Raw genomic sequence first — 13,657 nt, 5'->3', positions numbered from 1 at the left:
TTAGCTAACATAGCTAACCACACCTCAAAAAGCAACCAAGCCCACCCCCGGAATCCGCTTGCGCCTAGGCGTCGCATGGCTATAACCCGCAAAGTTTTGCGCATTGGGGGCCGATATGCCGAAAAGAACCGACATCAAATCCATCATGATCATCGGTGCGGGCCCCATCGTCATCGGCCAGGCGTGTGAGTTCGACTATTCCGGCGCGCAAGCCTGCAAGGCTTTGCGCGAAGAAGGCTACCGGGTGATCCTGGTCAACTCGAACCCCGCCACCATCATGACCGACCCCGGCTTGGCGGATGCAACGTATATTGAGCCGATCACCCCCGAAGTGGTCGCCAAAATCATCGAAAAAGAACGTCCCGATGCCCTGCTGCCCACCATGGGCGGCCAGACGGGCCTGAACACCGCTTTGGCGCTGGCAGACCTTGGTGTGCTTGAGAAATTCGGCGTCGAACTGATCGGCGCCAAGCGCCCCGCGATTGAAATGGCCGAAGACCGCAAACTGTTCCGCGAGGCGATGGACCGCATCGGTCTTGAAAACCCAAAAGCCACCATCATTGCCGCCCCAAAACTACCCAACGGCAAATACGACATTTCCGCAGGCGTCGCCGAATGCATCGCCGCCATCGAATACGTCGGCCTGCCCGCGATCATCCGCCCCGCCTTCACGCTTGGCGGCACCGGCGGCGGTGTGGCCTACAACCGTGACGACTTTGAGGCGATCTGCCGCTCGGGCCTGGAAGCCTCACCGATGGCGCAAATCCTGATCGACGAATCGCTGCTGGGTTGGAAAGAATTTGAGATGGAGGTGGTGCGCGACACCGCCGACAACGCCATCATCATCTGCGCCATCGAAAACATCGACCCGATGGGCGTGCATACCGGCGACAGCATCACAGTCGCCCCCGCCCTGACCCTGACCGACAAAGAATACCAGATCATGCGCAACGGCTCCATCGCCGTTCTGCGCGAGATCGGCGTGGAAACCGGCGGCTCGAACGTGCAATGGGCGATCAACCCCGCGGATGGCCGCATGGTGGTGATCGAGATGAACCCGCGCGTGTCGCGCTCGTCGGCTTTGGCGTCAAAGGCCACCGGCTTCCCCATCGCCAAAGTCGCCGCCAAACTCGCCGTAGGCTACACTCTGGACGAGCTTGACAACGACATCACCAAAGTCACGCCCGCGTCGTTTGAACCCTCGATCGACTACGTTGTCACCAAAATCCCGCGCTTCGCATTTGAGAAATTCCCCGGCGCAGAGCCCAACCTCACCACCGCGATGAAATCCGTCGGCGAAGTGATGGCGATTGGCCGTACTATCCACGAGTCGATGCAAAAAGCCCTCGCCTCCTTGGAAACGGGTCTAAGCGGCTTCGACGAAATCGCCATCCCCGGCGTTGCAGCCACAGGCATCCCCGACCGCACCGCCATCACCCTCGCACTCTCGAAAGCCACCCCCGACCGCATCCGCGTCATCGCCCAAGCCATGCGCCACGGCCTGTCCGACGACGAAATCAACGCGATCACCAGTTTCGACCCATGGTTCCTCGCCCGTATCCGCGAAATCATCGACGCCGAAGCCGTGATCCGCGCCAAGGGCCTGCCGCTTGACGCCACAGGCATCCGCAAACTGAAAATGATGGGCTTCACCGATGCCCGCCTTGCCATGCTGACCGGCCGCGATGAGGCGCAAATCCGCCGCGCCCGCCGCAACCTTGGCGTCAATGCCGTCTTCAAACGCATCGACACCTGCGCCGCCGAGTTTGAGGCGCAAACCCCCTATATGTATTCCACCTACGAGGCCCCCGCGATGGGCGATGTGGAATGCGAAGCCCGCCCCAGCAACGCCAAAAAAGTCGTCATTCTCGGCGGTGGCCCGAACCGCATCGGCCAAGGCATCGAGTTCGACTATTGCTGCTGCCACGCCTGCTATGCCCTCACCGCTGCGGGCTTCGAGACCATCATGGTCAACTGCAACCCTGAAACCGTTTCCACCGACTATGACACCTCGGACCGTCTGTATTTTGAACCCCTCACCCTCGAACACGTCCTCGAAATTCTGCGGGTCGAGCAGGAAAACGGCACCCTTCACGGCGTGATCGTGCAATTCGGCGGCCAAACCCCGCTGAAACTCGCCAACGCTCTGCATGCCGAAGGCATCCCGATCCTGGGCACCACGCCAGATGCCATCGACCTCGCCGAAGACCGCGAGCGTTTCCAACAGCTTCTGCACAAGCTGGGTCTGAAACAGCCACACAACGGCACAGCGCGTTCGCGCGATGAGGCCTTCGCTGTCGCCAAAGACGTAGGTTATCCTCTGGTCATCCGCCCCTCCTTCGTTTTGGGTGGCCGCGCGATGGAAATCATCCGCGACGACGCCCAGCTTGAACGCTATATCCGCACCGCCGTGCAGGTCTCCGGCGACAGCCCGGTTCTGCTCGACAGCTACCTCTCTGGTGCCATTGAGGTTGACGTAGATGCGTTAAGCGACGGTAAAGAGGTGCATGTCGCTGGAATCATGGAACATATTGAGGAAGCGGGCGTGCATTCCGGTGATTCGGCCTGCTGCCTGCCGCCACATTCGCTGACGCCCGAGACGATTGCCGAACTCAAATCCCAAACCGTGCAGATGGCGCTTGCGCTAAACGTGGTCGGCCTGATGAACGTGCAATTCGCGATCAAAGATGGCGATATCTACGTCCTTGAAGTCAACCCGCGCGCCAGCCGCACCGTGCCTTTCGTCGCCAAAGCCACCGACAGCGCGATTGCCGCCATCGCCGCCCGCCTGATGGCAGGCGAGCCGATGTCAAACTTCCCGATGCGCGCGCCTTACGCCCAAGGCGTAGGCCCCGATACCCCCCTGCCCTTGGCCAACCCCTTCACCCTCGCCGATCCGATAACCCCTTGGTTTAGCGTGAAAGAAGCCGTCCTCCCCTTCGCCCGCTTCCCCGGCGTCGATCCGGTTCTGGGGCCAGAAATGCGCTCCACCGGCGAAGTGATGGGCTGGGACCGCACCTTCGCGTTGGCCTTCCTGAAAGCGCAAATGGGCGCAGGCGTTGCCCTGCCCGACGCAGGCCGCGCCTTTGTGTCGATCAAGGATATGGACAAAACCGCCGCCTTCGCCACCGCGATGGCCGATCTGGTGGCGCTTGGCTTTGAAATCGTCGCCACCCGTGGCACTGCCGCCTGGCTAACCGCGCAGGGCATCAAGACGACGCTGGTGAACAAGGTCTATGAGGGCCGCCCGAACATCGTCGATCGCTTGAAAAACAACGACATAGCCATGGTGATGAACACCACCGAAGGCACCCAAGCCGTCACCGACAGCCGCGATATTAGGCGCGTGGCACTGATGGACAAGATCCCCTACTTCACCACCGCTGCGGCGAGTATTGCCGTGGTCGAGGCAATGAAGGCGCGGGGTGAGGGGTATGGGGTGCGGACGCTGCAGGGGTGAGGTATTGCCTCACCCAAGCGCATACTCAATAATCTTTGCTTTCTCATCTGCCAAAATGGTCGAAACGCCTGCGCCGTTGAGTAATTCAATCGCTTCTTTATATGCAACAAGCCGTTTTTGACCATCCTTTGGTGGTCGAATTGGGAATAGAATTTCTTTAGGCAGAACGCCCGCCTTACGCAATCTCGTCACCGTGTAAGCCCATTTATTGCCATGATCAATTATGGCCTCAGGTCGTTCTTGCCCCAAAAACAATGGTTTAATTATCCTCTTAATACTCCCGTCCAAAGTTTTCACGAATGGAAATCTGGCTTGGTAAGTACCATCCCCCACTTTTTGACTGGAAAAATCACGCGCCAAATCAAAATCTTGCAATCTACCCCGTACCTCTAGTTCGAGCAAACGCTCATTGTATACTGGAGTTGCAAACTCGCGATCAACATAATGTCTATACAGTTCCTGCAATTTCTCCTGCGGATCAGCGGCAAGCACCAGTTTCACAGGACTGAATCTGATCGCACCTTCTTTACGGCGAAGCAAATCCTGAAACACCAAGCGCGTTATCTGCTTCTCACCAAAGTCAAAATACCTTTGCTTGATAGAGTAATTTGCAGAAACCTTGGCTATTCGGCTCAACTCAATATTGAGCTGCCGAGTGGCTGACAAGTAAATATCTCTTGGCAACGGATCGAAAAAATTTGTAATTCTGCTGTACTTCCTAGACTGAATTTTCGAGCCAAAAAAACCAACCTCGGGTGCAATCAGTACAATACCAATATTTGCAAACTCCTCCGTCTCAACGAACGGGGAAAATCGTACTATTCCATACTCCATCACATACATTGTATTATTCAATTCCATTCATTCATCGACAATCGCTCAAGCCATGTCTTCATCCGCGCAAGATCAAGAATGGCGGGTTCGGTCATCTCATCGTCCAGATAGTACCATTCATCGGGAATCGACGCCACGATTCGGGGCCAATCCTGCAGACAAGTCGCCATCTTGCCAGCGTACAAACTACGCTCAGAGGCCGACCCGGCGGCCAACCTTAGATCGTCTCTGAATACGTGTAATTCAAGCTGTCTGACCAAGCTCATCTCGTAGTCAAATGCTAAGTTGTGGTCAATGACCACAAGGGAGCCGTCAGAAAGATCGATAAACAGGTTCGGGTTCCCGCCAAACTCAGTCAGGCTTCGGTCCCCGTTGCCTATCCAAAAATCAAAAACTGCTACATTTTTCCGAACAGCTTGATCAACGTTCTTGGCGGTGTTTATGTCGATCTCGGACAAGTGTGCCGCTGCCAATGTCTTAAAAACAGGTCCAGGGCCAAGGTCCTTCAGCCGCCACTCTGAGGATACGACTACAAGTTCTCGGGGCACGTTGAGAATTGTATGCTCAAGCGTTGGAACCCCAAATAGCTCCGCAAGCTCTGCAGACACATATTCCGCTACAAGACCTTTTCGGGTTAAATTTCGTCCCTTAGCAAAATACACATTGCCGTCGCGCCCACGACAGACAAACGGTTGTGTGACGCCTTGTTCAGATCGCCTGAGTATCTCAGATACTTGCACTCACCCTCCCGGAACAAACGGCACATCTACAGACTGAATGACACAGAACCACGATACAAGAAATATGTGCTCCGCTCCTTTACTCCAAGACCCGCAACATAGCTTGTACCTTTGCCACCTCCCGTCCCCCTTGACACCCCACCCCCAATCTGCGATCTCCCCCCAATCGGAGCGTCCGTGCCGCGTGGGCATGTGTAAGACCCCGAGACTGGTTCCCACCGCACGCAGGGGTTCCGCGACGGCCACGGTATTGGGCAAGCGCCTGATGCGAGGGGGGGTCGCTTCCCACTGCCGCCCTTCGGGGTGGACGGGCGGCTATGGGCCGCCGGAAAGACTGTTATGACCACCACTTTCGCAGACCTTGGGCTTTCGGAAACCATCCTGAAAGCATTGGAAAAAACCACCCTGAAAATGCCGTCGCCGATTCAGGTGCAGGCGATTCCGCATATCATGGCGGGCAAAGACCTGATGGGTCTGGCGCAGACCGGCACCGGCAAGACCGCCGCCTTCGGTCTGCCCTTGCTGCACCGCATCCTTGATCTGGGCCACCCGCCTGCCCCCAAAACCGTGCGGGCGTTGATCCTTGCGCCAACCCGTGAACTCGTCGCCCAAATCGCGGATAACCTTGAGGTTTTCACCAAAGGCACTGCCGTCAAGGTCGCCATGGTTGTTGGCGGCGCCAGCCTGTTCAAGCAGGCCGAACGCCTGAAACGCGGCGCGGATATTCTGGTCGCCACGCCGGGCCGTCTGATTGATCTGCTGGAGCGCGGCGATGTCTCGCTCCACGCCACCGGCTATCTGGTGCTGGACGAGGCCGACCACATGCTCGACATGGGCTTCATCCATAGCTTGCGCAAAATCGCCAAGCATATCCCGCTGAAACGCCAGACCCTGCTGTTCTCGGCGACCATGCCGAAGGATATTGAGGAACTGGCCGCGACCTATCTGCAAAACCCGATCAAGGTGCAAGTCGCGCCTCCGGGCAAGCCGGTAGAGCGGATCGACCAAGGCGTGCACTACCTGCCGAATGGCGATAAGGCTTTGATGCTGAAAGAATATCTGCTGAAACATCCGGGCGAGCAGGCGCTTGTGTTTGGCCGCACCAAGCATGGCTCGGAAAAGCTGATGAAGCTGTTGGTGGCTTGGGGCTTCAAGGCAGGCTCGATTCACGGCAACAAAAGCCAGAACCAGCGCGACCGCACGCTGACCGAGTTCCGCAAGGCCGAACTCGATGTGCTGGTGGCGACCGATGTGGCCTCGCGCGGCATCGACATTCCTGGCGTGCGGTTTGTCTATAACTTTGACATGCCGAACGTGCCGGAAAACTATGTGCACCGCATTGGCCGCACCGCGCGGGCGGGCAAAGAAGGCACCTCGATTTCCTTCTGCGCGCCTGCGGAAATGGGCGAATTGCAAGCCATTGAAAAGCTGCTGAAAAAGCCGATCCCGGTGTTGGGTGGCGCGCCTTGGGCAGCGGATGCGGTTGCTGCCGCACCGAAACCCGGCCAGAATCGTGGCCAGCGCCCCGGTATGGGTCGTGGCGGTCAAAAGCCCGGCAGCCAACCGATCCAACGTGCGGCCCCCGGCAAGCCCGGTGCGAAACCGCAGGGCAAACCAAAACCCGCTGGCGGCAGCTTTGCGCCGCGCCGCGTTGATGGTGCGGCCAAGCCGCGCTCGGCTGTGGCCCGCACCCCACGCTAAAACCATCGCGAAAATGAAAAGCGCCCGGAGATCATCCGGGCGCTTTTTCTATGTCTAAATCTTATTAAATCTTGCACGCACAAAGCCAAAAGCCTGCGCAACCTCAGCTGACCTCATCTTCCAGATTAAGCTTCATATCCAGCAGAACCTGTTGAATCGCCAAGGTTTCCCGCAGCATCCGCTTGGCCTCATTCACCGAAATCACCCCGTCGCCAATCGCCGTGTTATACTCGGCCATCAGCATGGCAAAGCGCTGCGCCAGCGCCACCACATCGGCATTCACACCCTTGCTGTCGGCGTTGCGCTTTTCTGGATCGTAGCTGAGCGTGATGCCGCGCAGATCGGCCAAAGCCTCGGTCACATGCGGAAACCGCGCGGCCGATTCCAACTGGGCCACCACGTCAATCGGCATGAACCGATCGTCATGCTCACCCGAATCCGAGTAATACCGCCCCAGCGTCGCCTTTGACTTTCCGGTCAAAGCACAAGCCGCCTCGATGCCGACATCTTTCACCAGCGCTTCGGTGTGTTTTTTCAGATAGCTTTCGGTACTCATAATCCGCTCCACCCTCCCCTTGCGGCTAAGCCGGGGAATTCATTCTGTCTTTTCCCATTAATCCCGCCCTAAGGATTTGTCATGCATAAAGGTGTGCCGGGCAACCGGAACGCGTAGTGAGTGGCCAGCGCCCCCAGCGTTGGCGTGGGTGGGGTTCCGTCGTGCACAGGCCCGTCAGGGTGATCTGGGGCAAGTGTCACGGTCGCACGGCGGGCCTGCCGCTTAAGTTTGCGTTCGGGCTTGCCTGATCGCGCGTAACCATTTGAGGCGGGTCAGCAATGGCCCCACCCCGTATGTGCCCGTCGCTTATGTGCCCGTTGCTGCCTGTGTCTGTTGCTTATGTGCCCGCTACTTATGTGCCCGTCGCTTATGTGCCCGTTGCTTCCTGTGTCTGTTGCTTATGTGCCGTGTTGCTTATCTGCCAGTTGCCAGTATGCCGGTTTGGAGTTGGTGTCCGTGTTTCGCTGCGGCAAGTCCCCGTGATCTCCTCGCACGGTCTTGCCTCTGACCTTGGCCATGCGCTAGATCGGCGCATGGCCAAGCTGTATTTCAACTATTCCACGATGAACGCAGGCAAATCGACCCTGCTGCTGCAAGCCGCGTATAACTACCGCGAGGGCGGCATGCAGACCTATCTGATCACTGCCCAATTCGACAACCGCGCAGGCGAGGGTCGGATCGCCAGCCGCATCGGTATTGGCGAAGCGGCGGATACGTTTGCCCCCGGCGATGATATGTTCGAAAAGCTGAAGCATCGTTTTGCCGCAGGTCCGGTTGCCTGTGTTTTTATCGACGAGTCGCAGTTTTTGACCAAAGAACAGGTTTGGCAGTTGGCCCAAGCGGTGGATGATCTGGGCGTGCCCGTGATCTGCTATGGCTTGCGCGTTGATTTCCAAGGCAATCTTTTCCCCGGATCAGCGGCACTGCTGGCTTGGGCGGACGAGATGCGCGAGGTGCGCACCATCTGCCATTGCGGCAAGAAGGCCACCATGGTGATCCGGCGTGGCCCGGATGGCCGGGCGCTGAAAGACGGCGAACAGGTGCAGATCGGCGGCAATGAAACCTATGTTTCGCTCTGCCGCCGCCATTGGCGCGAAGCGGTGGGCGCATAGCCGCTCTTTGGCCCTTGCGGGCCGCCTCGCTCAGGCGATGCGCGCGGCCACTCGCGCCAACTAGCGATGCGCGTGGCGAAGCGAGCAAAGAGCGGCGCTAGCCCTCTTGCGCCTTCGCCCGTAGCGCGATCATCGACCCTGCTACCACGATCAGCCCCATGCCACACACCGCCAAAGCTGTCAGCGTCTCGCCCCAGATCAGATAAGACCAGAACGCCGAGGCGGGCAGGATGCTGTATTCCAGCACCGATGCTCGGCTGGCCTCGGTGATCTGATAGGCGCGGATCATCATGCCGACGCCCAGCAGCGATCCCGCCGCCTGCACAAAGGTCCAGAAGTAGAACTCACCCGAGGCCCAAACCGCCCCGCGTTGCAAAAACCCATCTGTCCCCAAAGGCACCGCAATCGGCCACAACGCGAGTGCGATCATGCCCAGCGCACCAATCACCCCCAAGGCCAGAAAGAACCCGGCCAGCAGGGTCTCGGCGCTTTCCTCGGGGCACCATTCGCGCGTCGCAATATTACCCATCGCATACATCGCACCTGCAATCACCGGCAGCAAGGCCGCCACAGATGCGCCGGACATCGCCGTTGGCCCCAGCACCAGAATCACGCCGATAAACCCCACCGCCACCGCGATAATCCGCACCGGGCCGATGCTATGGCCATAAGCAAAGCGCGAAATCAGCAGCACGAATATGGGTGCGGTGAACAGCCCTGCGGCTACCAAAGCCACCGGCAGAAACGCCAAAGCGCCAAAGTAGATCACCATAGCCGCGCCATGAATGGTGGACCGCGCCAGCACCGCCCGCAGGTTCACCGGGCGCAAGCGCAGCCCCAACGGCACCGCCGCCAAGCCCAGCAGGATCATCGCCATCGCCGTCCGGGTGAAGTGAAACTGCCACAGCCCGGCCTCGCCTGCGATCACCTTCACATAATTGTCGGTAAAGCCAATGATCATCGCATAGCTAAAGATCAGTCCGGCGGCGGCTAAAGTATGGTCTTTCGTCGCGGACATCGCATGATCCTTCGGATTTCAACTTCCCAACTGCCCGGAACGCTTCCACTCTGCACGTCAGAATGCGACATATCGCACAGGGTTTCGGGGAGACGACAACATGGGCTGGTTGGCAGATGAAGCCGGGCTTGGCAAAACACCGGCGAACTATGCGCCGCTGACACCTTTGTCACATCTGCGCCGCGCCAGCGATGTCTTCGCCCACCGCACCGCAATCATCTGGAAATCCACCCGCCTGACCTATGCCGCATACGCCGCCCGCGTCAGCCAACTGGCCGATGCCCTTGCGCAAAACGGCATCCAGCCCGGCGATGTGGTGGCGACCCTGCTGCCGAATATCCCAGCACAGGCCGAGGCGCATTTTGGCGTCCCCGCCTGCGGAGCCGTTCTGAACACCATCAACACGCGGCTAGAGGCTGAAACCGTCGCCTATATCTTCGGTCATGCCGGGGCGAAACTGCTGCTATGTGACACCGCTTTCCTGCCGCTCGCCGAAGCCGCTATCGCGCAGATGACCACGCCCGCGCCACAGATCATCGAGGTGGTGGACCATGGCTTCACCGCCTCGGGCCGGTATGAAACCTACGATTCCTTCATCGCCCAAGGCGACCCCGCTTACGCATGGCTGATGCCCGAAGACGAATGGGAAAGCATCGCTATCAACTATACCTCCGGCACCACCGGGCGGCCCAAGGGCGTCGTCACCCACCATCGCGGCGCGTATCTGGCGACCACCGCCAACACCATCGCCTGGCGGATGCAGCTGTTCCCGACCTATCTGACCATCGTGCCGCTGTTTCACTGCAACGGCTGGTGCCATGCCTGGATGATCCCGATGCTCGGCGGCACCGTAGTCTGCTGCCGCGATGTCACCGCGAAAGCCATCTATGACGCCATCGCCGATGAAGGTGTGACCCATTTCGGCGGCGCGCCGATCGTCTTGAACACCATGATCAACTGCAAACCGGAAGACCGCCGCACCTTCGCTCACATCGTAGAAGTTTTCACCGCAGGCGCACCGCCCCCCGCCGCCACCCTCGCCGCCTTTGAGCCACTCGGCTTCAACGTCACCCAGGTGTATGGCCTCACCGAAACCTACGGCCCCGCCACCGAATGTCTGTGGCAAACCGAATGGGACGCTGCCCCCGAAGATCGCGCAGGCCTGAAAGCCCGCACCGGGGTCGCCATGGCGATGCTGGAGGGGGCCGAAGTCCACGACACCAATGGCAACCCCGTCCCGCGCGATGCAGCGCACTTGGGCGAGATCGCCATGCGCGGCAATATGGTGATGAAGGGCTACTACAAAAACCCCGAAGCCACCGCCGAGGCGTTCAAGGGCGGTTGGTTCCGCACGGGCGACATCGCGTTTCAAACCGCTGACGGCTATCTGAAAATCACCGACCGCGCCAAAGACATCATCATCTCGGGCGGCGAGAACGTCTCCTCGGTCGAGGTCGAAGGCGCACTGATGCACCATCCCGCGGTGCTGCTTTGCGCCGTCGTCGCCAAGCCTGATGCGAAATGGGGCGAAGTGCCTTGCGCCTTTGTCGAATTGAAACCGGGCGCCACCGCCACCGAGGCTGAATTGATCGCGCATTGCCGCACCCGGCTCGCTGGCTTCAAAACCCCCAAATTCGTGGTATTCGCCGAACTTCCCAAGACCTCGACCGGAAAAATCCAGAAGTTTGAACTGCGTGCGGTGGCGAAACTGATGGACGCGTGATTGTGGCCTGCGCAGCAACTGGCTATCGTAACCCCATGAGAATAGGGAAAGACACTTCCGCGCAATGACAGCACTTCGCAAATACCTGCGGCTGGAAAGCCCTGGGCTGTGGCGCGAAACCCCGTCAGCGCAACTGCGCGAGGTTGTCGTTGGCCTGCGCGAAGCCACCATCGTGCTGTCAGATCCCAAGACCGAGATGGCTCTGGCGCAGTGGTCGCTGCCTGCGCTGACCCGGCTGAACCCCGGCAAACTGCCCGCTTTGTACAGCCCCGGTCAGGATGACCCCGAAACCCTTGAGGTGGACGACCGCGAGATGATGGCGGCACTGGACACCGTCCGCACTGCATTGGAGCGCCGCCGCCCCAAGCCGGGCCGCCTGCGCGGGGTGCTGCTGGGTGGCTTTGGCGCGGTGGTAGGCTCGCTGGCGGTGTTCTGGCTGCCGGGCAAGCTGATCGACTATACCGCCGCCATGCTGCCCGCCGCCACCCGCAGCGATCTGGGCAAATTGGCGCTGCAAGACCTCACCAGATTGACCGGATCGCCCTGCACTGGCAAAGCGGGCACCGCAGCCTCGGTTGCCTTGGGCCTGCGGCTGAATCCCACCCATCCGCCGCATGTGCTGGTGGTGCGCGATGCGCTGCAAGCCCCGCTCGCGCTGCCCGGTGATCTGCTGATCCTGCCCGAAAAGCTGGTGCAGACCAGCACGCCCGACGTCCTCGCAGGCTATATTCTTGCCACCACAAGCCAGGCGATGCTGAATGATCCAATGCAGCCGCTGCTTGAAAAGGCTGGCCTGATGGCCACCATACGCCTGCTCGCCAGCGGGGCGATTTCGACAGATGCGCTGACCGGCTACGGCCAAAGCCTGCTGACCCCGCCTGCGATCACGCTGTCGGATGAGACCCTGCTCGTCGCGTTCACTGCGGCGAAAATCACAGCACAACCCTATGCCTATGCCTTGGATAAATCCGGCGAAACCACCCTGCCGCTGATCGAGGCCGACCCGTTCCCGAACGGAAGCCAACCCCAGGTTCTCAGTGACAAGCACTGGAAAGCTCTGCAAAACATCTGCACTTTATAAGCCAACGCAGATTGCGCCAACCAAGGACTTCTCGCAGCATCAATCATTCGTGGCACAATATGTAGTGTTTTTCGCACCATATCTGCGATGTTTCCACAAGTCATTCCCAGCGGGGAAAGATTTTGCGGCCAAAAACAAAAGCCCCCCGGCGCAAACCGAAGGGCCTTCTCAAACCACAGTCTAGACCCTTAGCGGATATAAGCGTCGCCAAACCCGGCCCCGCGCGCGATCCGCAACGCGGCCTGCGCATCAGCCCCCGAGCCAAACGGCCCCGCCATCACGATCTGCAAATCCTTGCCGCCGCGCTGTAACTTCGACTTCGCCACTGGCAGGCCCAAAGCCTGCAACTGCGCCGCAGCCCCCGCCGCATTTGCGGCCACGCCAAAGGTGCCAACCTGCACCCAAGCCCCGCCACGCACGGGCTTAGGCGCGGCCTCGGTCTGCCCTTTTGAGGACACCGTCACCGAAGCCACTGGCTTGTGCTTGCGGGTCTTGGCTTTTTGCACATCACTGATCAGTTGTGCGGGAACCTTCTGCGTCCACAACTGATCCTGCGCCGCCTGCCCCTCTGCCGTGCCAACGCCACGCAGCGGGTTCAAGCGGCCATCGGTCCAGGCCACTTTGTAGCCTTTCGGCACCACCACATCCGGCACCGCAGCCGAGGCATAAACCGGGGCCGCAGCCACCCGTCCAACGCCAGAATTATCAGCCCGCGCCACCTGCACAGGCTCGCTCAGCGCCGCACCGACACCTGCACTGCGCGGATAGATCGGCGGCCGCCAGCCGGTCAGCGTGCCATCACCGCGCGTACAGACCACCGCCGTGCCGCCACTCCGCAACCGTACCACTTCCGCCACCGGAGCCGAGGTATAACAGCCGATCTTGCCCGCAGCCGGGCCAACGCTCGCCGCTCGCTCATAAGCCTGCGCCGGGGTCGGCAAACTCGCCACCAGACCTGCGGTCGAATGTTCCACCCGCACCTGCGGCACGGGGGCGACGACCACAGCTTCGGGCATCATCGCACTGGCCACCGTCGCCATCGGCGCATTGGCCTTCGCGGGCTTGACCATCACAGGGGCCACAGCCACCACCACCGGGGCCACCTTGACCGGTGCCACTGGGGCCACATCTTCGGCGACTTCAATCGCAGGCCGGGCGCCAAATGTTGGCGGATAGCCACACAGAACCTTGTGCCTGCGGTCCACCCGCGCCACCCATTGCGCAGCACCCGCATAGCTTGCGTTCATGAAAACGCAGCCCCGGCTGTCAACGTATTGCGCGCCCTTAAAGCTTGCAGGTGGCCGCTCGGCAGGTTGGCCAATCTGCGCCACTGTCTGCGCAGAGGCCACAATCGGACCCATCACAGCCGCAAACACTGCGACCGATACAATTTTCAATAGCATGACTACCCCCAAGTAGCTTTGGGAAATCA

General features: G+C 59.8%; 10 protein-coding genes. 5 read left to right on the top strand and 5 right to left on the bottom strand.

The features are described 5' to 3' along the window. The first annotated feature begins 115 nt into the window (after positions 1–115). Entirely contained in the window at positions 116–3,460 is a 3,345-nt protein-coding gene (gene carB, locus ACP7AP_RS04275; RefSeq protein ID WP_426032574.1) for a carbamoyl-phosphate synthase large subunit, read from the top strand. A gap of 9 nt (positions 3,461–3,469) precedes the next feature. Here the strand turns inward: carB and ACP7AP_RS04270 are convergent, their stop codons facing one another. Together ACP7AP_RS04270 and ACP7AP_RS04265 are read right to left on the bottom strand one after the other, a co-directional pair. Next, entirely contained in the window at positions 3,470–4,321 is an 852-nt protein-coding gene (locus tag ACP7AP_RS04270; RefSeq protein ID WP_426032572.1) for a DUF3037 domain-containing protein, read from the bottom strand. Beyond that, complete coding sequence (locus tag ACP7AP_RS04265) at positions 4,312–5,034, bottom strand: HipA family kinase (RefSeq protein WP_426032570.1); 723 nt, start codon at positions 5,032–5,034, stop codon at positions 4,312–4,314. The genes ACP7AP_RS04270 and ACP7AP_RS04265 overlap by 10 nt, the downstream gene beginning before the upstream one ends. A gap of 339 nt (positions 5,035–5,373) precedes the next feature. Here ACP7AP_RS04265 and ACP7AP_RS04260 point away from each other — a divergent pair, with 339 nt between their 5' ends. After that, complete coding sequence (locus ACP7AP_RS04260) at positions 5,374–6,735, top strand: DEAD/DEAH box helicase (protein ID WP_426032568.1); 1,362 nt, start codon at positions 5,374–5,376, stop codon at positions 6,733–6,735. A gap of 103 nt (positions 6,736–6,838) precedes the next feature. Here the strand turns inward: ACP7AP_RS04260 and ACP7AP_RS04255 are convergent, their stop codons facing one another. Next, complete coding sequence (locus ACP7AP_RS04255; RefSeq protein WP_426032566.1) at positions 6,839–7,291, bottom strand: hypothetical protein; 453 nt, start codon at positions 7,289–7,291, stop codon at positions 6,839–6,841. A gap of 533 nt (positions 7,292–7,824) precedes the next feature. Here ACP7AP_RS04255 and ACP7AP_RS04250 point away from each other — a divergent pair. Next, on the top strand, positions 7,825–8,403 hold the full coding sequence (locus tag ACP7AP_RS04250; protein ID WP_426032861.1) for a thymidine kinase: 579 nt from the start codon (positions 7,825–7,827) through the stop codon (positions 8,401–8,403). Between the two features lie 97 nt (positions 8,404–8,500). Here ACP7AP_RS04250 and ACP7AP_RS04245 read toward each other — a convergent pair whose 3' ends face one another. Then, complete coding sequence (locus ACP7AP_RS04245) at positions 8,501–9,421, bottom strand: DMT family transporter (protein WP_426032564.1); 921 nt, start codon at positions 9,419–9,421, stop codon at positions 8,501–8,503. Positions 9,422–9,521: 100 nt separating this feature from the next. On the opposite strand from ACP7AP_RS04245, the gene ACP7AP_RS04240 reads away from it, so the two are divergent. Both ACP7AP_RS04240 and ACP7AP_RS04235 read left to right on the top strand, forming a co-directional pair. Continuing rightward, positions 9,522–11,144, top strand: coding sequence for an AMP-binding protein (locus ACP7AP_RS04240; RefSeq protein WP_426032562.1), 1,623 nt, complete (start codon positions 9,522–9,524; stop codon positions 11,142–11,144). 64 nt (positions 11,145–11,208) lie between these two features. Continuing rightward, positions 11,209–12,225 (top strand): hypothetical protein, encoded by a 1,017-nt coding sequence (locus ACP7AP_RS04235; protein WP_426032560.1) that lies wholly within the window; start codon positions 11,209–11,211, stop codon positions 12,223–12,225. Between the two features lie 188 nt (positions 12,226–12,413). Here ACP7AP_RS04235 and ACP7AP_RS04230 read toward each other — a convergent pair whose 3' ends face one another. Further along, positions 12,414–13,628, bottom strand: coding sequence for an SPOR domain-containing protein (locus tag ACP7AP_RS04230; protein WP_426032558.1), 1,215 nt, complete (start codon positions 13,626–13,628; stop codon positions 12,414–12,416). Between the last annotated feature and the right edge of the window lie 29 nt (positions 13,629–13,657).

Source organism: Cypionkella sp. TWP1-2-1b2, from assembly GCF_049896245.1.
Classification (GTDB): domain Bacteria; phylum Pseudomonadota; class Alphaproteobacteria; order Rhodobacterales; family Rhodobacteraceae; genus Cypionkella.
The sequence above is the reverse complement of the archived record's forward strand: the minus strand, read 5'-3'. Positions and strand labels throughout refer to the sequence as shown.

What these genes read in the sequence shown, in the direction of transcription:
- ACP7AP_RS04255 (WP_426032566.1), bottom strand. Translation starts at nt 7,291, where the DNA reads ATGAGTACCGAAAGCTATCTGAAAAAACACACCGAAGCGCTGGTGAAA.
- ACP7AP_RS04270 (WP_426032572.1), bottom strand. Translation starts at nt 4,321, where the DNA reads ATGGAATTGAATAATACAATGTATGTGATGGAGTATGGAATAGTACGA.
- ACP7AP_RS04260 (WP_426032568.1), top strand. Translation starts at nt 5,374, where the DNA reads ATGACCACCACTTTCGCAGACCTTGGGCTTTCGGAAACCATCCTGAAA.
- carB (WP_426032574.1), top strand. Translation starts at nt 116, where the DNA reads ATGCCGAAAAGAACCGACATCAAATCCATCATGATCATCGGTGCGGGC.
- ACP7AP_RS04245 (WP_426032564.1), bottom strand. Translation starts at nt 9,421, where the DNA reads ATGTCCGCGACGAAAGACCATACTTTAGCCGCCGCCGGACTGATCTTT.
- ACP7AP_RS04250 (WP_426032861.1), top strand. Translation starts at nt 7,825, where the DNA reads ATGGCCAAGCTGTATTTCAACTATTCCACGATGAACGCAGGCAAATCG.
- ACP7AP_RS04235 (WP_426032560.1), top strand. Translation starts at nt 11,209, where the DNA reads ATGACAGCACTTCGCAAATACCTGCGGCTGGAAAGCCCTGGGCTGTGG.
- ACP7AP_RS04230 (WP_426032558.1), bottom strand. Translation starts at nt 13,628, where the DNA reads ATGCTATTGAAAATTGTATCGGTCGCAGTGTTTGCGGCTGTGATGGGT.
- ACP7AP_RS04240 (WP_426032562.1), top strand. Translation starts at nt 9,522, where the DNA reads ATGGGCTGGTTGGCAGATGAAGCCGGGCTTGGCAAAACACCGGCGAAC.